The organism is Streptomyces sp. NPDC085932 (assembly GCF_044540525.1).
GTDB lineage: Bacteria > Actinomycetota > Actinomycetes > Streptomycetales > Streptomycetaceae > Streptomyces > Streptomyces levis.
Window position 1 is genome coordinate 746137 of record NZ_JBITSJ010000004.1, and the last position, 21811, is coordinate 767947.

At 71.5% G+C, this 21811-nt stretch carries 19 protein-coding genes; 8 read left to right on the forward strand and 11 right to left on the reverse strand.

All coding sequences use genetic code 11. The features are described 5' to 3' along the window. Positions 1 to 57: 57 nt before the first annotated feature. From ACIGAQ_RS23765 to mce, 5 genes are all read right to left on the reverse strand, one after another. Positions 58 to 828, reverse strand: a complete 771-nt coding sequence (locus tag ACIGAQ_RS23765) for an ABC transporter permease (RefSeq protein ID WP_311679346.1) — start codon at positions 826 to 828, stop codon at positions 58 to 60. Between the two features lie 2 nt (positions 829 to 830). After that, the gene (locus ACIGAQ_RS23770) at positions 831 to 1802 is read right to left on the reverse strand and encodes an ABC transporter ATP-binding protein (protein WP_399785771.1); all 972 of its coding nucleotides are present in this window, start codon (positions 1800 to 1802) and stop codon (positions 831 to 833) included. A gap of 86 nt (positions 1803 to 1888) precedes the next feature. Then, positions 1889 to 2824, reverse strand: a complete 936-nt coding sequence (locus ACIGAQ_RS23775) for a cellulose-binding protein (RefSeq protein ID WP_094055892.1) — start codon at positions 2822 to 2824, stop codon at positions 1889 to 1891. Between the two features lie 184 nt (positions 2825 to 3008). Further along, entirely contained in the window at positions 3009 to 6956 is a 3948-nt protein-coding gene (scy, locus tag ACIGAQ_RS23780) for a polarized growth protein Scy (protein WP_311679344.1), read from the reverse strand. A gap of 232 nt (positions 6957 to 7188) precedes the next feature. Then, the gene (gene mce, locus ACIGAQ_RS23785) at positions 7189 to 7629 is read right to left on the reverse strand and encodes a methylmalonyl-CoA epimerase (protein WP_311679343.1); all 441 of its coding nucleotides are present in this window, start codon (positions 7627 to 7629) and stop codon (positions 7189 to 7191) included. 148 nt (positions 7630 to 7777) lie between these two features. Between mce and ACIGAQ_RS23790 the strand changes: the two genes are divergently transcribed. Together ACIGAQ_RS23790 and meaB are read left to right on the forward strand one after the other, a co-directional pair. Beyond that, positions 7778 to 8986 (forward strand): acetyl-CoA C-acetyltransferase, encoded by a 1209-nt coding sequence (locus tag ACIGAQ_RS23790; protein ID WP_362278639.1) that lies wholly within the window; start codon positions 7778 to 7780, stop codon positions 8984 to 8986. 39 nt (positions 8987 to 9025) lie between these two features. Then, on the forward strand, positions 9026 to 9982 hold the full coding sequence (gene meaB / locus ACIGAQ_RS23795; RefSeq protein ID WP_399785776.1) for a methylmalonyl Co-A mutase-associated GTPase MeaB: 957 nt from the start codon (positions 9026 to 9028) through the stop codon (positions 9980 to 9982). A 466-nt stretch (positions 9983 to 10448) separates the two neighbouring features. Here meaB and ACIGAQ_RS23800 read toward each other — a convergent pair whose 3' ends face one another. Next, positions 10449 to 11102 carry a PepSY domain-containing protein gene (locus ACIGAQ_RS23800; protein WP_399785779.1) on the reverse strand — a complete coding sequence of 218 codons (654 nt, stop codon included), beginning with the start codon at positions 11100 to 11102 and terminating at the stop codon, positions 10449 to 10451. Between the two features lie 116 nt (positions 11103 to 11218). On the opposite strand from ACIGAQ_RS23800, the gene ACIGAQ_RS23805 reads away from it, so the two are divergent. Further along, positions 11219 to 11887: a response regulator transcription factor gene (locus tag ACIGAQ_RS23805; protein ID WP_311679339.1), complete on the forward strand. Its 669-nt coding sequence runs from the start codon at positions 11219 to 11221 to the stop codon at positions 11885 to 11887. Next, a complete protein-coding gene (locus tag ACIGAQ_RS23810) occupies positions 11884 to 13293 on the forward strand; it encodes a sensor histidine kinase (RefSeq protein ID WP_399785783.1) in 1410 nt (469 codons plus the stop codon). Before ACIGAQ_RS23805 ends, ACIGAQ_RS23810 begins: the two co-directional genes overlap by 4 nt. 10 nt (positions 13294 to 13303) lie before the next feature. Here the strand turns inward: ACIGAQ_RS23810 and ACIGAQ_RS23815 are convergent, their stop codons facing one another. The 4 genes from ACIGAQ_RS23815 to ACIGAQ_RS23830 all read right to left on the reverse strand — a co-directional run bounded on the left by ACIGAQ_RS23815 (position 13304) and on the right by ACIGAQ_RS23830 (position 15978). Continuing rightward, positions 13304 to 13780: a MarR family transcriptional regulator gene (locus ACIGAQ_RS23815; protein WP_311679337.1), complete on the reverse strand. Its 477-nt coding sequence runs from the start codon at positions 13778 to 13780 to the stop codon at positions 13304 to 13306. Between the two features lie 116 nt (positions 13781 to 13896). After that, a complete protein-coding gene (locus ACIGAQ_RS23820) occupies positions 13897 to 14697 on the reverse strand; it encodes an AIM24 family protein (RefSeq protein ID WP_399785786.1) in 801 nt (266 codons plus the stop codon). Next, positions 14694 to 15344: an AIM24 family protein gene (locus tag ACIGAQ_RS23825; protein ID WP_362278644.1), complete on the reverse strand. Its 651-nt coding sequence runs from the start codon at positions 15342 to 15344 to the stop codon at positions 14694 to 14696. Before ACIGAQ_RS23825 ends, ACIGAQ_RS23820 begins: the two co-directional genes overlap by 4 nt. Position 15345: 1 nt before the next feature. Beyond that, positions 15346 to 15978: an AIM24 family protein gene (locus ACIGAQ_RS23830; RefSeq protein ID WP_362278645.1), complete on the reverse strand. Its 633-nt coding sequence runs from the start codon at positions 15976 to 15978 to the stop codon at positions 15346 to 15348. 169 nt (positions 15979 to 16147) lie between these two features. On the opposite strand from ACIGAQ_RS23830, the gene ACIGAQ_RS23835 reads away from it, so the two are divergent. The 4 genes from ACIGAQ_RS23835 (at position 16148) to ACIGAQ_RS23850 (ending at position 20808) form a co-directional block, all read left to right on the forward strand. Then, on the forward strand, positions 16148 to 16492 hold the full coding sequence (locus ACIGAQ_RS23835; RefSeq protein ID WP_311679334.1) for a DUF3817 domain-containing protein: 345 nt from the start codon (positions 16148 to 16150) through the stop codon (positions 16490 to 16492). Beyond that, on the forward strand, positions 16489 to 16782 hold the full coding sequence (locus ACIGAQ_RS23840; RefSeq protein WP_030854324.1) for an MTH1187 family thiamine-binding protein: 294 nt from the start codon (positions 16489 to 16491) through the stop codon (positions 16780 to 16782). The genes ACIGAQ_RS23835 and ACIGAQ_RS23840 overlap by 4 nt, the downstream gene beginning before the upstream one ends. Positions 16783 to 17013: 231 nt before the next feature. Continuing rightward, entirely contained in the window at positions 17014 to 18849 is a 1836-nt protein-coding gene (locus ACIGAQ_RS23845; RefSeq protein WP_399785791.1) for a glycosyltransferase family 2 protein, read from the forward strand. Positions 18850 to 18852: 3 nt separating this feature from the next. Further along, complete coding sequence (locus ACIGAQ_RS23850; protein WP_399785794.1) at positions 18853 to 20808, forward strand: galactose oxidase-like domain-containing protein; 1956 nt, start codon at positions 18853 to 18855, stop codon at positions 20806 to 20808. Between the two features lie 12 nt (positions 20809 to 20820). Here ACIGAQ_RS23850 and ACIGAQ_RS23855 read toward each other — a convergent pair whose 3' ends face one another. After that, positions 20821 to 21810 carry a glycoside hydrolase family 6 protein gene (locus tag ACIGAQ_RS23855; protein ID WP_399785797.1) on the reverse strand — a complete coding sequence of 330 codons (990 nt, stop codon included), beginning with the start codon at positions 21808 to 21810 and terminating at the stop codon, positions 20821 to 20823. Between the last annotated feature and the right edge of the window lies 1 nt (position 21811).

Sequence of the window (21811 nt, forward strand, 5' to 3'; positions counted from 1 at the left end):
TCGAGGCGCTGACGGTTCCAGCCAAGAGGAGGTAAAAGGTCGGGCCGGGCCGTCCCCCTAGGCGTCGCGTTTTCTCAGCAGCACGTACCCGCCGATCAGGGCCGCGAGCACCCACAGCCCCATGATCCCCAGGCCGCCCCACGGTCCGTACGGTGTGTCGTCGTCGAGGGGCGGGACCACCTGCATGATCCTGCTGCCGGCCTGGTCGGGCAGGAACCGGCCGACCTTCTTCGTCGCGTCGACGTTCCCCAGGATGTTGGAGATCAGGAAGAAGAACGGCATCAGGATGCCCAGCGACAGCATCGGCGAGCGCAGCATCGCGGCGACGCCCATGGAGAACATCGCGATGAGCGTCATGTAGAGGCCGCCGCCGAGCACGGCCCGCAGCACCCCCGGGTCGCCGATCTCCGCCCGGTGCTCGCCGAGCATCGCCTGCCCCAGGAAGAAGGCGGCGAAGCTGGTGACGAGCCCGACCAGCAGGGCGAGGGCCGTGGCCACGGCGATCTTGCTGAACAGAAAGGAGCCCCGCTGCGGCACGGCGGCCAGCGAGGTGCGGATCATGCCGGTGCTGTACTCGTTCGAGACGACCAGCACCCCGAACACGATCATCGCGAGCTGGCCGAGACTCATCCCGGCGAAGCTGATGAACGTCGGGTCGAACTCCGCCCGGTCCTGCGCGTTCATCGAGTCGAACTCGTTCTTCGACAGGGCCGAGATCAGCATGCCGAGCGCGACCGTCACGACCACCACCAGCGACAGCGTCCACACCGTGGACGCCACCGACCGGATCTTGGTCCACTCCGACCGTACGACCTGGGTCACCGCCATGCTCAGCCCCTCTTCCAGCCGTCGCCCCACTGCTGCTGCTGCTGCGGTGGTGGCGGTTCGGTGCTCGTCCCGCTGTGGGCGTGGTACTCCACCGACTCCGCCGTCAGCCGCATGAACGCCTCCTCCAGCGAGGCCTGTTGCGGGCTCAGCTCGTGCAGCGTGAGCCCGTGCTGTGCGGCCAGCTCGCCGACGTGCTCGGCCTTGTCGCCGTCCACCTCCAGCACGCCCTCGCCGCTCTCGACGGCGACGACCCCCGCCTGGTGCAGCACATCCAGCAGCCGCTCCCGGTGCGGGCTGCGCACCCGGACGTACGAGCGCGAGTTGCGCGCGATGAAGTCGGCCATGGAGGTGTCCGCCAGCAGCCGCCCCTGCCCGATGACGACCAGGTGCTCGGCCGTCAGGGCCATCTCGCTCATCAGGTGCGAGGAGACGAACACCGTCCGGCCCTGCGCGGCCAGCGACTTCATCAGGGTGCGGATCCAGTGGATGCCCTCGGGGTCCAGGCCGTTGACCGGTTCGTCGAACATCAGGATCCGCGGGTCGCCGAGGAGCGCGGCCGCGATGCCGAGCCGCTGTCCCATGCCCATGGAGAAGCCCTTGGTCTTCTTCTTCGCGACCGCCGTCAGTCCGACCGTCTCCAGCACCTCGCCCACCCGGCGGCGCGGGATGCCGTTGCTCTGCGCGAGGCACAGCAGGTGGTTGTAGGCACTGCGCCCGCCGTGCCAGGCCTTGGCCTCCAGCAGGGCGCCGATGTACGTCAGCGGGTCCTTCAGCTGCTGGTAGTGCTTGCCGTCGATACGGACGTCACCGGCGGTCGGGTGGTCGAGACCCAGGATCATCCGCATGGTGGTGGACTTGCCCGCGCCGTTCGGCCCGAGGAAGCCGGTGACGATGCCCGGTCTGACGGTGAAGGACAGGTTGTTGACCGCCACCTTCTCGCCGTACCGCTTGGTCAGCCCCTCCAGCTCAATCATGCCCGCCACGCTAGAACGGGACAAAGCCCTCTGCCACCCGAGCGGCAGAGGGCTTTGCGGAGGTTCAGACTCCGTATGCCGGGCTGTTACCGGGACTGCTGCGCCGGGACCCCACGGGAGATCGGCTCGTCCTCGGCCGGCGTGCCGGCGGCGGCCACCGCGGCGCCCGTGAGCGTCGCGAGCATCTCGCGGACGTTCGTCAGCTGGGCGTTGATGCTGTCGCGGCGGTTGGTGAGGGCGGCCAGCTCGCGCTCGGATTCCGAACGGATGCGGTCGGCCTTGGCGTTGGCGTCGGCCACGATGTCCTCGGCCTGGCGCTGGGCCGTCTCCACCGTCTGGCGGGCGCGGCGCTCGGCGTCCGTGCGCAGCTTCTCGGCCTCCAGACGCAGCTGCTCGGCGCGGTGCTCGATCTCGGCGAGGCGCTTCTCGGCCTTGGCCTGACGCGAGGCCAGGTCGCGCTCGGACTGCTCGCGGCGCTTGGCGAGGTTCGTCTCGAAGTCGGCGGCGGCCTGCGCGGCCTTGGCGCGGGTCTCCTCGAAGAGGGCGTCCGCCTCCTCGCGCTTGGACTGCGCGTCCTTCTGCGCCTCGGCGCGCAGCTGAGCGGCGTCACTCTTGGCCTTCTCGACGATCCGCAGGCCCTCGTCCTCGGCCTTCGCCTTGCGCTCCGCGGAGTACGACTCGGCGTCGTTGCGCACCTGCTGGGCGGCCGACTCGGCGAGCTCGCGGTGCTGCTCCGCCGCGCGCCGGGCCTCCTCGCGCAGGTCCTTCGCCTCTTCCTCGGCGAGGCGGAGGATCTTCTCCACGCGCGCGCCGAGACCCGCGTACGACGGCTCGGCGTCGGTGATCTGGGCCTGGGCGTTCTGCGTCTCGAGGTGGAGCTCTTCGATGCGCTTTTCCAGAGCGGTGATGCGGGCGAGAGCGCTGTCACGGTCGGAGACGAGCTTGGAGATACGTTCGTCCACCTGAGCGCGGTCGTACCCACGCCGCACAAGCTCGAAGCCGTAGGGGGAAGTGTCGCTCATGGGGTTCCTGTCGAATGAGACCGGTGAGGTGATAGGTGGAATCCTAGGGGCCGAAACGGTGTGTCATCGAGCGGATGCGCGTTTGATCTGGAAAATGACACCCCTTTTGAGTGGCTAACCGTCGGACTGCTTGCCAAAGTCTTGGTCAAAGCCCCTCAGCACACACCGGATTCGCCCCGTTTCGCTAGCTTTCCGAGCTCTTGCCACCCGAACGGGGTGCGCCGATCGTCGCGCCCGCCTTGACCCCGTTGTCCTTGGCCGCGGACGGGGCCTCGAAGGACTCCAACGCCTCCAGCACGTCCTGGACACGGGAGATCTCGGCGTTGATGTCCTCGCGGCGCCGGACCAGGACCTCCAGCTCGCGCTTGCCCTCCTCGACCGTGCGCTTGGCCTCGCGGATCGCCTCGGCCTTCAGCTCCTCGGCCTCCCGGACGAGCGTGTTCTTCTTCTGCTCGGCCTCCTTGAGGAGCCCTTCCGCCTTCTTCACCGCGGCGATGCGGACCTTGCCCGCCTCGGAGTTGGCCTCCGAGACGATCTCCTTGGCCTTCGCCTGCGCCTTGGCGAGCTGCTCCTCGGCCGCCTTGACCAGCGCGTCGCAGCGGTCGCCCGCCGTCTTCATCGCCTCGGCCGACTCCCGGCGGGCCCGCTCGTGCAGCTCCTCGATCTCCGAGGTGATGCGGTCACGCAGCTCCTCGGCGCGCTCCCTTATCTGCGTGGCGTCCCGGCGCGCGCCGACCAGCAGCTCGTCGGCGTCCGTACGGGCCTTCTCCACCAGCGAGTTGCCCTCGACCGTCGCCTCGGAGACGATCCGGTCGGCCTCCGTGCGGGCGGCGCCCACCATCGTGTCGGCCTGCGCCTCGGCCTCCGCGGTGGTCTTGTGCGCCTGCTGTTGCGCCTCGGTGAGCAGCTTGTCCGCCTCGGCGGTCGTCTCCGTGATGAGCTTGTCGACCTGCTCGGCCGCCTCCGAACGCCGCTTGTTGGCGTCCTTGCGGGCCTCGTCCAGGGTGCGGTCGGCCTCCTCGCGCGCGGTGGCGACGAGCCGCTCCGCCTCCGCCTCGGCGTCGGCCTTGACGCGCTCGGCCTCGGAGCGGACCCGCTCCGCGTGCTGCTGCGCCGAACCGACCGTCTCGGCGGCCTCGGCCCGCAGCCGCTCCGCCTCGCCGGTGGCCTCCCCGACCAGCTGGTCGGCCGTCGCGACCGACTCGGCCCGCAGCCGCTCGGCCTCCGCCGCCGCCTCGGAACGGACGCGTTCGGCCGCGGAGAGGGCCTCGGTGCGGACCCGCTCGGCCTCGGTGACCGTCTCCATCCGCAGCCGGTCGGTCTCCTGGACCGTCTCGGTGGTGAGCCGCTCCGCCTCGTTGCGCGCCTCGGTGATCAGAGCGTCCGCCTGCGCCGCCGCGTCCGACCGGATGCGGTTGGCGTCCTCCCGGGCGTCCGCCCGGGTGCGCGAGGCGCTCTGCTCGGCCTCGGCGATCGTGTCCGACGCCTCCGTGCGCACCCGCTGGGCGTGCTCGGCGACCTCGGTGCGGATCCGCTCCGCCTCCGCGATCGCCTCGGACATCGTCCGCTCGGCGAGCGCCTTGGCCGCCTCGGACTCCTCGTGGGCCTCGCGGCGCAGCCGGCCCGCGTCCTCGCTCGCCCGCTCCCGCTCGGCGTAGGCGTCGGAACGGACCCGGTCCGCCTCCTCCTGCGCCTCGCGCCGCGTACGGTCCGCCGCGTGCTCGGCGGCGGAGCGCAGCCCGGTGATCTCCTCCTGCGCCTGCTCGTGCAGCCCCGCCACGGAGTCCCGGACCTGCTGCGCGTGCTGCTCGGCCGCGGACACCGTCTCCGTGGCGCGCCGGTCGGCCTCCTCGACCAGCCGGACGGCCTCGGTCTGCGCCTCCTCCACGCGCTTGCGCGCCGACGCCAGCAGTTCCTCGCTCTGCTCGCGGGCCCGCTCGCGCTCCTGGTCGGCCTCCTGCCGGGCGCTGCCGAGGAGTTCCTCGGCCTCGCGGCGACGGCGGTTGGCCTCCTCCTGGGCGGCGGCCAGCGTCTCGGACGCCTCCGTGGCGAGCCGCTCGGCGGCGGCCTGCGCCTCCGCGCGCATCCGGTCGGCGCTCTCCTGCGCCTCCGACTTCAGCCGCTCCGCCTCGCTCGCGGCCTCCGTGCGCAGCCGGACGGCGACGGCCTCGCCCTCGGCGCGCGCCGCGGACGCGTCGGAGGCGGCCTCGTCGCGCAGCCGCTCGGCCTCGGCCTCGGCCTGCTGCTGAAGCGTACGGATCCGCTCCGCGGCCTCGGCGCGCAGCCGCTCGTTCTCCTCCGCGGCCTCGCGGCGGATCCGCGCGGCCTCCTCACGGGCGTCCGACAGCGCCTGCTCGGCGGCCGTCAGCCGCTCCTCCGCCTCCCGCTGGAGCCGCGTCAGCTCCTCGGCGGCCTCCGCGCGCCGGGCCTCTATGGCCCGCTCGGTCTCCTCGTGCAGCTCGCGCGCGGCGCGCTCGGCGTCCGCCTTGAGGGCCTCGGCCTGCTCGACGACCTCCTCGCGGTGCCGCTCGGCCTCCTGCCGGGTGCGCTGGAGCGTCTCCTCGGCCTGCCGGCGCAGGGTCGTCGCCCGCTCGATGGCCTCGGTGCGGACCTTCTCGCTGTCCGTCTGGGCCGTCGTGCGCAGCTCGTCCGCGTCCGCCTTGGCCTTGGCGAGCAGCTCCTCGGCGGACTTCGCCGCCTCCTCGATCTGCGCCACGGCCTCCTTGCGGGCCTCGGCGCGGATCTTCTCGCCCTCCTCGACGGCGTCCGCCCGCAGCTGCTCGGCCTCGCCGCGCAGCCGGCGGGCCTCCTCCTGCAGCTCGACCGTCTTGGCGCGGTACTCCTTGGTGTCGTCCTTCGCCGCGCCCTTGAGCTGCTCGGCGATGTCGTGCGCCTCGGCGCGCAGCCGGTCCGCCTCGGCCTCGGCCTCCTTGCGGATCCGCTCGGCCTCCTCGGCGGCGGCCTTGGTGGTCTTCTTGGCGTCCTCCGACGCCTTGTTGAGGACCTCCTCGGCCGTCCGGGCCGCCTTGGACAGCTGGGTCGCGGTCTCCTCGGCGGTGAGCGTGCGGGCCTTCTCGGAGGCCTCCGCGACGATCTTCTCGGCCTCGGCCCGGGCGTCCGCGACGATCTGCTCCGCCTCGGACTTGGTGTTCTCGGCCTCCTTGGTGGCCTCCTCGACCAGCCGGGCGACCTGCTCCTTGGCCGTGCGCGTGCGCGTCTCGTTCGCGGACTCCGCGCTCGCCAGGGCCTTGGCGGCGGCCTCCTTGGCCTCCGCGACCAGCTTCTCCGACTCGGCCTGCGCCTTGCGCAGCGCCTCCTCGGCCTCGGCCATCCGCTGCTCGGCCGCCTTGCTGAGCTCCTGGGCCCGGCGGCGCGCCGACTCGGACTCCGAGACGGTGGAGGTGCGCAGCTGCTCGGCGTGGTCGGTGGCCTCCTGGGCCTGCGTGGAGGCGGCGTTGAGGAGCCGCTCGGCGTCCGTGCGGGCACGCCGCAGGATCTGCTCGGCCTCGGCCCGGGCCTCCTCGGCCGCGCTCGTCAGCCGCTGCCGGGCCTCGGTCGCCAGCCGCTCGGCCTCCGCGCGGGCGGTGGCCAGGGCCTGCTCGGCCTCGGCGCGGGACTCCTCCAGCAGCCGGCGGGCCTGCTGCTCGGTGCGGGCGCGCAGCTGCTCCGCCCACGCCACGTTCTCGTTGACGTGCGACTCGACCGTCTGGCGGCGCTCGGCCAGCTCCTGGTCCAGCTGCTGGCGGCGGGTCACCGCCTCCTGGTGCAGTTCCGCCTGGAGGCGGGCCGCCTGCTCGGCGTGCTCCTGGAGGATCCGCTGGGTCTGGGCCCGGGCCTCGCTCAGCTCGCGGTCGGCGTCCGCGCGGATCTGGTCGGCCTGCATCTGCGCGTTGCGCAGCAACTGCTCGGCCTGCCAGCCGATGTCGCCCCCCTCGAAGGAGGGCCGGGACATGATGGTGCGCCGCGCCTCGTGCAGCTTGGCGCGCAGCACCTCGACCTGGTAGCCGAGGTCCTCGGCGTGCTGGATCGCCTTTTCCCGTTCGGTCTTCAGCCGCTTCATCTCGGCTTCGAACCGAGAGAGGTGGTCGACGTCAGCCGCCGGCTCTCGCTCCTGGCTCTCGTAGCCCCGCACTGCGCGGTCCCATCCGTCCCCTGGTCGCAACTCTTTCCGAACGAGCTCCGTCCATCCGCCGAACGGGGCCCCCGGGGAATGGTGTCAGATCATCGGCGGAGCAGAGGCTGCTGCCCCGGCGCTCGTCCCCCGAAACCCGGACCCCGGTGGTCCTGCCGTCGCACGGCGGGACCGCGGTCACCCTGGTTGAGCGGCGACCGCACCCAACCCTACCGGCCCCTATGTACGAGGGTCAGTGCTCAGGTGACTCAACAGGCGCCGAAGTGACCAGTTCTGTCAGTACGCCATGACAGTCCTTGGGGTGCAGGAAGGTGATCCGTGACCCCATGGAACCGCGTCGCGGCTCTTCGTACAGCACGCGTACGCCCTTGTCGCGGATGTCCGCGGAGTCCGCGTCCACATCCGCCGTACCGAAAGCGATGTGGTGGACGCCCTCCCCGTTCTTCGCCAGCCACTTCGCGACGGTGGAGTCCTCGCGGGTCGGCTCCAGAAGCTGCAGGTAGGAGGCGCCGCCGTCGGACGTCTCGTTGATCTTGAGCATGGCCTCGCGCACGCCCTGCTCCTCGTTGACCTCGGAGTGGAACACCTCGAAGCCGTAGGTGGCACGGTAGAACTCGACGGTCTTGTCGAGGTCGAAACAGGCGATTCCGATGTGGTCGATTCGCGTCAGCATGGTTTCAGTGCAGCGCCCCCGAGGTGGTTACGCAACGTGCGCGCGATCACACCGACAGCCCGATGACGGCACGGAGTGCCACTCAGTACATTCGAAGTAAACCCTCGTTCACTCCTCGGCTGTGCAGCCGGTAAGGGGATCGCAGCTCATGACTTCTGGAACCTCTGAAGCGAACAGCTCGGTGATCGTCGCGGGCGCGCGTACGCCCATGGGACGGCTGCTCGGTTCGCTCAAGTCCTTCTCCGGAGCCGACCTCGGCGGCTTCGCGATCAAGGCCGCCCTCGACCGTGCGGGGATCGGCGGCGACCAGGTGCAGTACGTGATCATGGGCCAGGTGCTCCAGGCCGGGGCCGGGCAGATCCCGGCGCGCCAGGCCGCGGTCAAGGCCGGTATCCCGATGAACGTGCCGGCGCTGACCATCAACAAGGTCTGCCTCTCCGGGCTGGACGCCATCGCGCTCGCCGACCAGCTGATCCGCGCGGGCGAGTTCGACGTGATCGTCGCCGGCGGCCAGGAGTCCATGACCAACGCCCCGCACCTGCTGCCCAAGTCCCGCGAGGGCTTCAAGTACGGCGCGGTGCAGATGCTCGACGCCATGGCCTACGACGGTCTGACCGACTCCTTCGACGGCGTCGCCATGGGCGAGTCGACGGAGAAGCACAACACGCGCCTGGGCATCGGCCGGGCCGAGCAGGACGAGATCGCCGCACTGTCGCACCAGCGGGCCGCCGCGGCGCAGAAGAACGGCCTGTTCGAGGCCGAGATCACGCCCGTGGAGATCCCGCAGCGCAAGGGCGACCCGGTGCTGTTCAGCAAGGACGAGGGCATTCGCGGCGACACGACGGCCGAGTCGCTCGGCAAGCTGCGCCCGGCGTTCTCCAAGGACGGCACGATCACGGCCGGTTCCGCCTCGCAGATCTCCGACGGTGCCGCCGCCGTGGTCGTGATGAGCAAGGCCAAGGCGCGTGAGCTCGGCCTGGAGTGGATCGCCGAGATCGGCGCCCACGGGAACGTGGCCGGGCCGGACAACTCGCTCCAGTCCCAGCCGTCCAACGCGATCCAGCACGCGCTGAAGAAGGAAGGACTGGGCGTCGAGGACCTCGACCTCATCGAGATCAACGAGGCGTTCGCGGCGGTGGCCGTGCAGTCCATGAAGGACCTCGGCGTGTCCACCGAAAAGGTGAATGTCAACGGTGGTGCCATTGCCCTGGGTCACCCGATCGGGATGTCCGGCGCGCGTCTCGTGCTGCACCTGGCGCTGGAGCTGAAGCGCCGGGGCGGCGGCGTCGGCGCGGCCGCGCTGTGCGGTGGCGGTGGTCAGGGTGACGCGCTGATCGTGCGGGTGCCGAAGGCCTGACGGCGGCTTTCTGATTCCCCTCTCAAGAACGGAGCTGTGATGCAGGACATCTCCACGCTGGTGGCCCAGGCCAGGGAGGGGCGGCCGCGGGCCGTCGCCCGGCTGATCTCGCTGGTGGAGGGGGCGTCCCCGCAGCTGCGGGAGGTCATGGCGGCGCTGGCGCCGCTGACCGGAGGGGCGTACGTGGTGGGGCTGACCGGGTCGCCCGGGGTCGGCAAGTCGACGTCGACCTCGGCGCTGGTCTCCGCCTACCGCAAACAGGGCAAGCGGGTCGGCGTGCTCGCCGTCGACCCGTCGTCCCCGTTCTCCGGCGGTGCGCTGCTCGGGGACCGGGTGCGGATGTCGGAGCACGCGTCCGACCCGGGCGTGTACATCCGCTCGATGGCGACGCGCGGGCATCTGGGCGGGCTGGCGTGGGCCGCCCCGCAGGCGATCCGGGTGCTGGACGCGGCCGGCTGCGACGTAATTCTGGTCGAGACGGTGGGGGTCGGGCAGTCCGAGGTGGAGATCGCCTCGCAGGCGGACACGTCGGTGGTGCTGCTCGCGCCGGGGATGGGGGACGGGATCCAGGCGGCCAAGGCCGGGATCCTGGAGATCGGCGACGTGTACGTCGTGAACAAGGCCGACCGGGACGGGGCCGACGCGACGGCCCGCGAGCTGAACCACATGCTGGGGCTGGGCGAGGCGCGCGGGCCGGGTGACTGGCGTCCGCCGATCGTGAAGACCGTCGCCGCGCGGGGCGAGGGCGTGGACGAGGTCGTCGAGGCGCTGGAGAAGCACCGGGCCTGGATGGAGGAGCGGGGGGTCCTCGCGGAGCGGCGCGTGGCCCGGGCCTCGCGCGAGGTCGAGACGATCGCGGTGACGGCCCTGCGGGAGCGGATCGGCGACCTGCACGGCGACCGGCGCCTGGGGGCGCTGGCGGAGCGGATCGTCGCGGGGGAGCTGGATCCCTACCGGGCGGCGGACGAACTGGTGACGGGCCTGACGGAGGGCTGAGCAGGGCCGGGGCCTGCCTGCGGCGGCCTGTGACTGCCGGGTGGGAATGCGCGTGGCGCGGGCCGCCGGGTGGTGGGGGCGCGTCGTCCATCTCATGCTGGGCGCTGGGGGGCGCGTCGGCGCCTTCGCGCCGGGTGGGGGCCGGGGCCGCGCCGGGGGGGTGTCCGTCCTCGGAACGGCGCGATGGGGTTGCGTGCCGACCGACTGTGCGTCGACGCGCCGACCGCTGCGGGCGGACACCCCCCGGCACGGCCCCTTCCGTCCGACGGCGGGTGCGGGCGCGTCTCGTCTGCCGCTGCTGCAGGTGCCGGGCCCACCGGGCTGCGGGTGACCGTCCGCCCTCGTTGCGGGCAGTCGTGCCGCTGGGGCGGCACGGGTGGGCGCGGCGGCACCTCGTACCGCCGGGTTGTGCGACGCCCCGGCGTCAGCACGGACGCCGGGGCGAATGCAACGGGGGCAGGAAGGGTCAGTCCTGGTCGTCGTCCGCGTCGTCGTCCTGCGCGTCCGCACGGTCCGCCGTGACCTTGCCCGTCTTGAGGTCGACCTTCCAGTCCTGCCCGGCGCCGCCGGACTTGTGGGTCTCGCCCTCCCAGGACTTGTCCTTGCCGTCCTCGTCCAGGTCGACGGAGGTCACCACACCCTTGCCGGCCAGGGCCCGCGCGGCCTCCTCGGCCGTCACCGAGGAACCCTTCAGCGCCGCCCGCACCTGCGCGGTGTCGTCCTCGTCGTCGCCCTGCGCACCGAGCACCTTGCCGTTGGACGGGTCGACGCTCACGCTGTGCCAGGTGCTGCCGCCGGACAGGACGTCGACCTTCCAGACCACCTTGCCGCCGTCGTCCTCGTCGTCCAGCTCGGCGGAGACGGCCGTACCCGACGTGTGCTTCAGCGCGGCGGCGATCGCCTCGGGCGCCGAGATGCCGGTGGAGGCGGCCCGCCCGGCGTCGTCGTCGCGGTCGTCCGCGTCGTCCTGGTCGTCCCGGGCGTCGTCGCCCGCCGGACGGGTGGTGGCCGCCTGACGCGCCGAGCCCTCGTCGTCCCCCGTGGTCGCGAGTGCCGTGGCCGTACCGCCTCCGATCAGCGCGGCGGCGGTCACAGCGGCGATCACGATGTTGCGCTTCATGCGGATTCCTCCCGAGTCGTTTGGTTTTCGATGTCTTCGACTCTCGCCGACGGAGGCTGAGAGGAAGCTGAAGGCCCCTGAAGGGATCTTCAGCTTCCCTTTGCCACTCTTGACGCATGCGCCTGTTGATCGTGGAGGACGAGAAGCGGCTGGCCCTGTCGCTGGCCAGGGGCCTGACGGCCGAGGGGTACGCCGTGGACGTCGTCCACGACGGACGGGAGGGGCTGCACCAGGCCTCGGAGGGGACGTACGACCTGGTCATCCTCGACATCATGCTGCCCGGGCTCAACGGCTACCGGGTCTGCGCCGCCCTGCGCGCCGCCGGGCACGAGGTGCCGATCCTGATGCTGACCGCGAAGGACGGCGAGTACGACGAGGCCGAAGGGCTCGACACGGGCGCAGACGACTATCTGACCAAGCCGTTCTCGTACGTCGTGCTCGTCGCCCGGGTCAAGGCCCTGCTGCGGCGGCGCGGGCAGGGCGCGGGAGCCTCGCCCGTGCATGTGCACGGCGATCTGAAGGTGGACACGGCCGCGCGCCGGGTGTTCCTCGGGGAGGACGAGATCGCGCTGACCGCCAAGGAGTTCTCCGTGCTGGAGCAGCTCGTGCTGCGGGCCGGCGAGGTGGTGTCCAAGTCGGAGATCCTGGAGCACGTCTGGGACTTCGCGTACGACGGCGATCCGAACATCGTCGAGGTGTACGTCAGCACCCTGCGGCGCAAGCTGCGTGCGGGGCTGATCCGGACCGTGCGCGGGGCCGGGTACCGGCTGGAGACCTCGCCGTGAGGCGGCTGTTCGGGTCCGTCCGGGCGCGGGCCACGCTCGGTGCCACGCTGGTCGTCGCGGTGGCGCTCGTCGCGGCCGGGGCCGCCGTGCTGCTGTCCCTGCGGTCGAATCTGATGGGCGAGGCCGGTACGCAGGCGGAGCGCTCCGCACGGGCCGTCGCCGCCGAGCTCGCGGCCGGCACGCCGTACGACAAGCTGTCCGGGCTGGACGGGGACATCGGGCCGGTGCAGGTCCTCGACGAGGACGAGCGGCTGGTCGCGGTCAGCGAGGACCTGGAGCGGATCAGCGGCACGGACAGCGACCGGGTCGAGGCGCAGGGCGCCGGGCGGCCGGCCGGGGACGACGATGACGACTCCGAGGCCTCGGCCGATCCCCTGGAACCGGGGGAGATCTCCGCGGAGACCGTGTTCAGCAACGGGTCGGCGACCGTCGACGGCGACACCGAGGACTACCGGTACGCCGCCGTCGAGGTGGAGACCCCCGGCCGGGGCACCCTCAAGGTCTACGCCGGTGCGCCGCTGGCCGCCGAGCACGGGGCCGTACGGACCGCGCTGACGGTGATGCTGATCGGGTTCCCGCTGCTGCTCGGCGTCGTCGCGGGCGTGACCTGGCTGGTCACCCGGCGGGCGCTGCGGCCGGTGGAGGGCATCCGGCGCGAGATGGCCGCGATCACCCGGTCCGAGGACCTCGCGCGGCGCGTCCCGGAGCCGGACACCCATGACGAGATCGCCCGGCTCGCCAGCACCACCAACGAGACGCTGGCGGCGCTGGAGACGTCGGTGGAGCGGCAGCGGCGGTTCGTCGCCGACGCATCCCACGAACTGCGCAGCCCGATCGCCTCGCTGCGCACGCAGTTGGAGGTGGCCGCCGCCCATCCCGAGCTGCTCGACCTCGACGGGGCCGTGGAGGACACCGTCCGGCTCCAGCGGCTCGCCGCCGACCTGCTGCTGCTCGCCCGGCTGGACGCGGGGGAGCGGCCCAACGACACGCGCGTCGACCTGGCCGGGCTCGCCCGGGAGGAGGCCGAGGGGCGCAGCGGGGTGACGGTGGAGGCGGAGCCGGTCGAGGTGGCCGGATCGCGGGGCCAGCTCGGGCGGGTGCTCGCCAACCTGCTGGACAACGCCCAGCGGCACGCCCGCTCGGCCGTGACGGTGAGCGTGCGGCGCGAGGGGGACCGGGCCGTGGTCGGGGTGGCCGACGACGGGGACGGCGTGCCGGAGGCCGACCGCGAGCGGATTTTCGAACGGTTCGTCCGGCTGGACGCCGCCCGCAGCCGTGACGACGGCGGTGCCGGTCTGGGACTGGCCATCGCCCGGGACGTCGCCGTACGCCACGGCGGCACGCTCACGGCCGGGCGGGGACCCGCAGGCGGAGCCCTGTTCGAGCTCCGCCTGCCGCTCGTCTAGCCGGTCGCGGTCAGGGGCGCCCGCGCTGTCCGCGCAGGTGCTCCGCGATGGGCTTGAGGGCCTTGTCCAGCTCCGTCAGGGCCTCGGGGGACAGCAGGTCGATGAAGTGCCTGCGCACGGACGCCACGTGGTGCGGCGCGACCTTCTGCATCGTCGCCATGCCGTGGTCGGTCAGGACCGCGTAGAGCCCCCGGCGGTCGGACTCGCAGTTCTCCCGCCGGACCAGGTGCGCGTTCTCCATGCGCGTGATCTGGTGCGAGAGGCGGCTCTTGGACTGGAGGGTGGCGGAGGCGAGGTCGCTCATCCGCATCCGCAGGTCCTCGGACTCGGAGAGATTCACCAGGATCTCGTAGTCGTTCATTGTCAGGCCGAACGGCTGCAGGTCTTTTTCGAGCTGGTACGTCAACAGCCTGTTGACCTCCAGGTGGGTGCGCCAAGCGCACTGCTCCGCATCGGTCAGCCAGCGGGTGGCCGTCTCGGTCTCCATGAATGAAGTCTACCTAAAAGGTTGAAAGGCGAACTAGTGAGGGGTGGCGTGTGACGGCGCTCACCTGGCGAACAGCTGTGCGCAGGCGTTCGATGTCACACTCCGCAGACTACCGCTCACAGCCCGAAGCGACGCTGGAGGTCCCCCAGCTGTCCGGGAAGGCGCGGTACCCCGGACTGGCCGTGCTGAGGCGCGGACGGCCCGCCTCCGGGCACCCCCGCCTGGTGCGGAACGGCCCCCGTGGCCTGCTCGGCCATCAGGGTCTCGGACGACTGGAGCAGGACCGTGCCCGCCCCGACGAACTCGAACTGGTGCTCCTCGCCGGAGGCCCCGCCCAGGCCCGTCAGCGCACGTAGGCCGCCCATCACGCCGGTCATGTACCCGTGGTCGTAGTGGTGGCAGGGGGAGGGGCAGTCGGCCCAGCCGACCAGGGCCTGGGGGTCGACCCGGATCGGGGGTTCCATGAAGACCACCGGACCGTTGGACGCGGCCACGAACTTTCCGGTTCCGATGAGGGTGAGGAAACCGGGCACGATGGATTGCTTCAGCGACAGAGTTGGCTGAAAAGCAAGCAAGTTGCCCGAGCGAATGGTCAGGTTGCCGTCTTCGAGGTCGTACGAATTCACGTCGAAGGCCCGGTCGGCGAGGAGCATCTTGCCCGAGCCCTCCGCCACGACCCAGTCGCTCGCGTGCAGTGGCGAATGGAACGAGGTGCGCACGAGACGGTCCAGCCGGCCGTGTCCGACGCCGTTGAAGTCGATCGAGCCGTAGTAGGCGATCATCTTCCCCTTCTGCAGGAACCACTGGCTCCCCTTGAGCTCCACGCAGAAGGCGTAGGGATTGACGTTGTCGTCGGGCGGCAGGGTCGCCGGGTCGAAGACCGCGGGGCCGGCGCCCGGGGTTCCGTACGTGCTCACAGCTTCTCCTCCGACGCCTGGACGTACACCGCACCGCTGCCGCTGAGCTCCAGCTGGAACGCCTCGCCCGAACCGCGGCCCACCATGTCCCGCCAGCCCAGGGCCGTGGACAGCTTGTTGCGGACCTCGCCGTGGTGGGCGACGTAGGCCTGCGGGTCGACGTGCACCGGGCGCTGCGGGGTGATCGGGATCTCGATGACGCCGCCGTGGGCCATGACCGCGACGGCCCCGTGCCCCTTGAGCGTGGTCGTGAACAGGCCCTGGCCGCTGACCTGCCCGCGCACCATGCCCATCACGCCGCCCTGCGAGCCCAGGAACATCGTGCCCTGCTGGAGCGTGCCCTCGAAGGCCAGCAGGCGGTCCGCCTCGACGTACAGGGTGTCGCCGGTGAGCCGGATCACCTGGATGTGATGCCCTCCGTGCCCGAACAGGACCGTGCCGCTGCCCTCGACCGTCATCAGGGGCGTGTCCTCGTCGGCGACCCGGCGGCCGATCATCGACATGATCCCGCCCTGGCCGCCCGCCGTGTTGGGCGTGAAGGACACCTCGCCCCGGTAGGCGAGCATCGCGCCGCGCTGACTGAACAGCCGCTGACCGGGCGTCACGGTCGCCTCGATCATCTTCGCGTTGATCTCCCGGAAGGCCATCTCACACGTCTCCCGCGATCGTGTTCCGCTCGCTCGGCTGCACGTACACCAGGCCGTCCCCCTCGAACCGCATCTGGAACGCCTCGCCGCCGCCCTCCCCGAGCAGCGTGCGGAATGTCACACCGGACTGGAAGGACTGCCGGAGGTTGCCCTGGTGGGCCACGTAGGCCCCCGGGTCCACCGTCAGCGGGTACTGCGGGCTGACGCGCAGCACCACGGCCGGGCCGTCCGACATGATCGCCGCCTGGCCGTGGCCCTCGACGGTCGTCGTGAACAGCCCGTTGCCCTGCGAGGCTCCGCGCAGGCCGGTGAACTCGGTCCCCGTGCGCAGCCCGCCGTCGGTCGCGAGCAGGTTGCTCGACTCGACCCAGAGCTTGTCGCCCTGGAGGCCGACCAGGTTGATCTCGGAGGCGCGGTCGGCGAACCAGCAGGTCCCCCGCCCCTTCACCTCCATCAACGTCATCTGCTCGCCGGTGAGCCGTCGGGTCACCATTCCCCGTATGCCCTCGCCGCCGCCGCTGAGCTTCTTGAAGGCCATCTCGCCGTCGTACGCGACCATCGAGCCGTTCTTCGCCTTGACGGCGTCTCCGGTCATGTCGACGGCGAGCACCTTGCTGCCTTGAAGTCGGAACATCGCCACATACGGGAAGGTAGCCCCAGGCCCGGGCCCGCCGACAGGTCCCCAGGGTGGAGAACGACCCTGACGCACCCCTGGGGGCCGGGGCCCCCGGCGGTTTGCCACAATGGGCGGGACGCTTGTGCGTGCGTTCACAAACCGTTTTCTCTCCCACCGAAGGTGACCCGTGGACCTCAAGACCGCCACCGCCCTCCGCCGCCTCCGCCTGGTCTCGGCCCCCGAGGCGATCTCGTTCCTGCTCCTGCTGGTCTGCTCGGTGCTGAAGCGGACCACCGAGTTCAACGCCGTGCCGGTGATGGGGGCGGTGCACGGCGCGCTGTTCGTCCTGTACGTGATCTTCTGGGCGGACGCGTGGAACCGGGCGAAGTGGTCGCTGCAGACGGCCGCGGTGTACTTCGTGCTCTCGGTGCTGCCGGCCGGCGGGTTCTTCGCCGAGCGCAAGCTGCGGCGCGAGGCCGAGGACGCGGTCATCGCGTCCCGGGCGCGCAACGAGGGCGTGGTGAACGCGTGATCGTCGCCTTCTCCGTGACGCCGCTGGGGGTCGGTGAGGACGTGGGGGAGTACGTCGCCGACGCCGTGCGGGTGGTGCGGGAGTCCGGACTGCCGAACCGGACGGACGCGATGTTCACGTCCGTCGAAGGCGAGTGGGACGAAGTGATGGACGTGGTCCGCCGCGCGGTCGCCGCGGTGGAGCGCCGCGCGCCCCGGGTCTCCCTGGTCCTGAAGGCGGACATCCGCCCCGGGGTGACGGACGGCCTCACGTCCAAGGTGGAGACGGTGGAGCGGCATCTCGCGGAGTAGCCCCGTCGAGACCTGACGCGACGCAGACCCCGGCTCTTGGGAAGAGCCGGGGTTTTCGCGCGCCTCAAGGCGGGACGCCGCGCCACACGACGGCGGGAGGTGCCGCCGCGCCGCCCTCCCGGCGCCCCACCCGCCTGGACGCCCCCAGATCGACACCGCCCCAAAGGTCCACTTACGTATGGGTATCGGGGTATTGCGCTTCGATCAGGTCTCGACCATCTGGAGGGCGCTGTGCGGCCGGAGGGCTACGACTACGACTCCCACAGCCGACTCGCCGGACCGCTCACGGAGCCGTCCGGTGAGGCGTACCGGGTGCAGTACGCCTCGCTCCTCGCCCGCGAGCCCCGCCGAATACGAGCCGTCCTGCTGATGTGCCTCGCCCCGCTGCTGACGGGTGCCCTGCTGGTCTACCTCGTGTGGCCCACCCACTGGGTGGAACGCGAGGGCGGGGAACGCTGGCTCGTCGGCCTCGACATCACCATGCTGGTCTCGATCGGCCTCATCGAACTCTTCATGCTGGTCAACGTCGCCTCGGTCGCCCACGCCACGATGGTGGCCCGCGACCCCGTCCCGGTCGTCCCCGAACCCGGCACCCGCGTCGCCTTCCTCACCACCTACGTCCCCGGCAAGGAACCCCTCTCCATGGTCCGGGCGACCCTGGAGGGCGCCGTCCGCATCCACCACACCGGCCCGGTCGACGTCTGGCTCCTCGACGAGGGCGACGACGCCGAGGCCAAGGCCCTGTGCGCGGAACTCGGCGTCCGGCACTTCACCCGGCTCGGCGTCCCCGAGTGGAACCGGTCCGAAGGCGTCCACAAGGCGCGCACCAAGCACGGCAACTACAACGCCTGGATCGCCATGCACGGCGACGCCTACGACTTCTTCGCCTCCGTCGACACCGACCACGTCCCGCTCCCGAACTTCCTGGAGCGGATGATGGGTTACTTCCGCGACCCGGACGTCGCCTTCGTCGTCGGCCCCCAGGTGTACGGCAACTACCACAACCCGGTCACCAAGGCCGCCGAGTCGCAGCAGTTCCTCTTCCACGCCCTGATCCAGCGCGCCGGCAACCGCTACCGCGCCCCCATGTTCGTCGGCACCAACAACGTCGTGCGCGTCTCCGTCGTCAAGCAGATCGGCGGCCTGTACGACTCCATCACCGAGGACATGGCCACCGGCTTCGAGATCCACCGCCACCGCAACCCGGCCACCGGCCACCACTGGCGCTCCGTCTACACCCCGGACGTGCTCGCCGTCGGCGAGGGCCCCGCCTCCTGGACCGACTTCTTCACCCAGCAGATGCGCTGGTCGCGCGGGACCTACGAGACGCTCCTGAAGCAGTACTGGAAGGCGCCCTTCAGCATGCCCCCGGGCCGCCTGCTGTCCTACACGCTGATGCTCGTCTACTACCCGATGACGGCCGTCAACTGGCTGCTCGGCATCCTCAGCTGCGTGCTGTTCCTCTGGTTCGGCGCCTCCGGCACCCAGGTCTCGGCCTCGGTGTGGATGATGCTGTACAGCGACGCGGCCGCCCTCCAGGTCGGCCTGTACCTGTGGAACCGCCGGCACAACGTCTCCCCGCACGAACCGGAGGGCTCCGGCGGCCTGGCCGGCATGGCGATGTCGGCCCTGTCCGCGCCGATCTACCTCAAGTCCCTCGGCGAGGCCCTGCTGCGCCGCCCCAGCCGGTTCGTCGTCACGCCCAAGGGCGGCGACGCCAGCCCCGACCGGCCGGCCACCTTCCGGATCCATCTCTTCTGGGCCGCCCTGCTGGCCACGTCCCTGGCCGCCTCGATCGCGCTGGACCACACCCACGCCGCGATGCGCACCTGGGCGGTCCTCGCCCTGGCCATCTCCCTGGCCCCGGCCGGGGTGTGGGCCGTGACCCTCCTCAAGGAGCACCGGGAGCGCCACCCGCGGCCCGTGCGGACCCCGCGTCCCGCGCAGGCGCCCGCCGCCACCCCCACGCACGCGCGCGTGCCCGAATCCAAGGAGCCCGCCCCGGCGCTCGCCACCGTGTCCCCGGCGGCGGCCCCCGCGACCGGCACCACGACAGGAGGCAACTAGCCCATGGCGTACCAGCCCTCGCAGAAGACCAAGAAGACCGTCCTGGGCATCGGCGGCATCGCGGTCCTGGCGGGCCTGAACGCCCCGGCCGCACTGGACTTCGCCTCCACGCAGTACCACGAGTACAAGATCGCCCAGCCCGGCTACAAGGCGAAGTACGGCTCCTGGGACCAGGTCGCCATCCCCGAGGAGTACCGCACCAACGCCATCCACGCCGCCCTGCTGCACACCGGCAAGGTGCTGATCGTCGCCGGGTCGGGCAACGAGCAGCGCAAGTTCGACAAGGGCGAGTTCGACACGGTCCTGTGGGACCCGGAGAAGAACACCTTCAAGAAGGTCCCCACCCCGGAGGACTTCTTCTGCGCCGGGCACGCCCAACTGCCCGACGGCCGCCTGCTGGTGGCCGGCGGCACCGCGCGCTACGAGCTCCTGGACGGCGAGGTGACCCGGGCCGGCGGCGGCATGCGCGTGAAGAACGAGAGCCCCGACAGGGCGGTGTTCCTGAAGAAGGGCACCCGTTTCCGCTCCCCCTCGGGCGTCGAGTACGTCACGAAGTTCGACGTCACCGTCCCCAAGGCCAAGCGCACCTTCAAGGTCACGTACAACAGCCGCGGGGTGATGCAGCCCTGGAGGACCAAGGTCACCGCCAGCGAGTCCCGCGTCTTCGTGGAGGCCGTCAAGAAGGGCAAGCGGTCGGTCACCGACCAGCAGGCGCAGTACGCGGTCGTCGGCCTCAAGGGCCGGGCCGCCGAGAACGTCTACGGCCTGTCGGAGAAGATCACCCTCGACAAGCAGGACTTCCAGGGCATCCGCGCCGCCTACGAGTTCGACCCGAAGGCCGAGAAGTACGTCCCGGTCGACCCGATGGACAAGGCCCGCTGGTACCCGACGCTGGTCGGCCTGGACGACGGGCGGGTCCTCGCGGTGTCCGGCCTCGACGACGTCGGCATGATCGACCCGGGCGACAACGAGATCTACGACCCGGAGACCAAGAAGTGGTCACCCGGCCCCAAGCGCTACTTCCCCACGTACCCGGCCCTGTTCCTCACCAAGGGCGGCAAGCTGTTCTACTCGGCCTCCAACGCCGGGTACGGGCCCGCCGACCAGGGGCGCGAGCCGGGCCTGTGGGACCTGGAGACCAACACGTTCCGCAAGGTGCCGGGCCTGAAGGACATCGACCAGACCGAGACCTCGGCCTCCGTCCTGCTGCCCCCCGCGCAGGAGCAGAAGGTGATGATCCTCGGCGGGGGCGGCGTCGGAGAGTCCAGGAAGTCCACGCCGCGCACGGCCGTCGTCGACCTGAAGAAGGACAACCCGGCCTTCGAGACCGGGCCCGACCTGCCACAGGGCACCCGCTACCTGAACAGCGTGATCATGCCCGACGACACCGTGTTCACGTCCAACGGCTCGAAGGACTACCGGGGCCGCAGCGCCAGCAACATCCTCCGGGCGCAGTTCTACGACCCGAAGGCCAACGCCTTCCGGGAGGCCGCCGCCCCGAAGGTGGGCCGCAACTACCACTCCGAGGCGCTGCTGCTGCCCGACGGGCGGATCGCCACCTTCGGCTCCGACCCCCTCTTCGACGACCAGCAGAACACCAAGCTGGGCCACTTCGAGCAGCGCATGGAGGTCTTCACCCCGCCCGCGCTGCACAGGAACGCCCTGAAGCGCCCCGTGCTGAAGGAGGGCCCGCGCACGCTGGACGACGACCACCGCATCACGTTCCGCACGGACCACCCGGAGCGGGTGGCGGCGGCCCGGCTGATGCGGCCCAGCGCGGTCACGCACACCACGGACGTCGAACAGCGCTCCATCGAGCTGGACATCACCAGGAAGGGCGACGCGGTGACGTTCGGCGTGCCGCGCGACCCGGCCCTCGTACCGCCCGGCTGGTACATGCTGTTCGTGACGGACGCCGAGGGCACGCCCTCCAAGGCCAAGTGGGTCCACGTGCAGTGAGCGGCGGACGGGTCAGCCCTTGGCATTGCGCGCCAGCTCCAGGGCGTACTCGGGCCACCAGCGCCCGGCGGCCGGCCCGCCCTCGCAGGTCCCGTCCGACTCGCCGGGCCGCTTGATCCACAGGTAGGCGTCGACGACGGGCCGGCCGGTGGCGGTGGTGGGCGGGGTGCCGAGCGCCCTGCCCGGCGGGTTGCACCAGACGCCGGGCAGGGGGCCGTTGCCGTTGCGGCTGGTGTCGACGACGAAGTGCTTGCCGCCGAGGGCCTCGGCGAGCCGGCCGCCGTACTCGGTGGTGACCTCGTCGGTCTGGAAGTTGGAGACATTGAGGGCGAAGCCGTCGGCCCGTTCGATCCCGGCCCGCTTCAGCGGCTCGACCAGCTTCTGCGCCTCCTTGATCCAGTCCGCGTTGCCCGCGTCCAGGTAGACCTTGGTGTTGGGCTGCTGCTTCAGCCGGGTGATGGCCTCGCCGAGCAGCTGCTCGCGTTCGGCGTGGTACTCGCCGGGGGTGCAGCCGTCCACGACGTGCGCGATCGCGTCGGGCTCCAGGACGACCAGGGCGTCGGCCTCGCCGAGGGCGTCGGCGAACTTGCCGATCCAGTCCCGGTAGGCGTTCGCGTCCGCCGCCCCGCCGGCCGAGTGCTGACCGCAGTCCCGGTGCGGGATGTTGTACGCGACGAAGACCGCCGTCTTCCCCTCCCGGCTCGCGGCCGTCGCCGCCGCCCGGACCGTCGGGGCCGGGTCGACCTCACCGGCCGGCCAGAGCGCGACCGGCTGGTCGGCGATCCGCTTGATCAGCGCGGCGTCCCCTTCACGGCCCTGCCGCTGCCAGAGCCGCGCCTGCCGGGCCGCGGGGCTGTCGGGGTCCACCCAGAACGGGGAGGCCGCGTAGCCGGCCTGGGTGGTGTCGACGTCGGTGGCGCCCTCGTCGCGGTCGGCGGACGTGCAGCCCCCGGCGAGACCGAGCACCGAGAGGGCCGCGAGGGCGTGGATCAGCCGAGTCATG

What these genes read in the sequence shown, in the direction of transcription:
- ACIGAQ_RS23775 (WP_094055892.1), bottom strand. Translation starts at nt 2,824, where the DNA reads ATGAGCGACACTTCCCCCTACGGCTTCGAGCTTGTGCGGCGTGGGTAC.
- ACIGAQ_RS23770 (WP_399785771.1), bottom strand. Translation starts at nt 1,802, where the DNA reads ATGATTGAGCTGGAGGGGCTGACCAAGCGGTACGGCGAGAAGGTGGCG.
- ACIGAQ_RS23800 (WP_399785779.1), bottom strand. Translation starts at nt 11,102, where the DNA reads ATGAAGCGCAACATCGTGATCGCCGCTGTGACCGCCGCCGCGCTGATC.
- ACIGAQ_RS23825 (WP_362278644.1), bottom strand. Translation starts at nt 15,344, where the DNA reads ATGGCCTTCCGGGAGATCAACGCGAAGATGATCGAGGCGACCGTGACG.
- ACIGAQ_RS23815 (WP_311679337.1), bottom strand. Translation starts at nt 13,780, where the DNA reads ATGGAGACCGAGACGGCCACCCGCTGGCTGACCGATGCGGAGCAGTGC.
- ACIGAQ_RS23765 (WP_311679346.1), bottom strand. Translation starts at nt 828, where the DNA reads ATGGCGGTGACCCAGGTCGTACGGTCGGAGTGGACCAAGATCCGGTCG.
- meaB (WP_399785776.1), top strand. Translation starts at nt 9,026, where the DNA reads ATGCAGGACATCTCCACGCTGGTGGCCCAGGCCAGGGAGGGGCGGCCG.
- ACIGAQ_RS23855 (WP_399785797.1), bottom strand. Translation starts at nt 21,810, where the DNA reads ATGACTCGGCTGATCCACGCCCTCGCGGCCCTCTCGGTGCTCGGTCTC.
- ACIGAQ_RS23850 (WP_399785794.1), top strand. Translation starts at nt 18,853, where the DNA reads ATGGCGTACCAGCCCTCGCAGAAGACCAAGAAGACCGTCCTGGGCATC.
- mce (WP_311679343.1), bottom strand. Translation starts at nt 7,629, where the DNA reads ATGCTGACGCGAATCGACCACATCGGAATCGCCTGTTTCGACCTCGAC.
- ACIGAQ_RS23805 (WP_311679339.1), top strand. Translation starts at nt 11,219, where the DNA reads ATGCGCCTGTTGATCGTGGAGGACGAGAAGCGGCTGGCCCTGTCGCTG.
- ACIGAQ_RS23830 (WP_362278645.1), bottom strand. Translation starts at nt 15,978, where the DNA reads ATGTTCCGACTTCAAGGCAGCAAGGTGCTCGCCGTCGACATGACCGGA.
- ACIGAQ_RS23790 (WP_362278639.1), top strand. Translation starts at nt 7,778, where the DNA reads ATGACTTCTGGAACCTCTGAAGCGAACAGCTCGGTGATCGTCGCGGGC.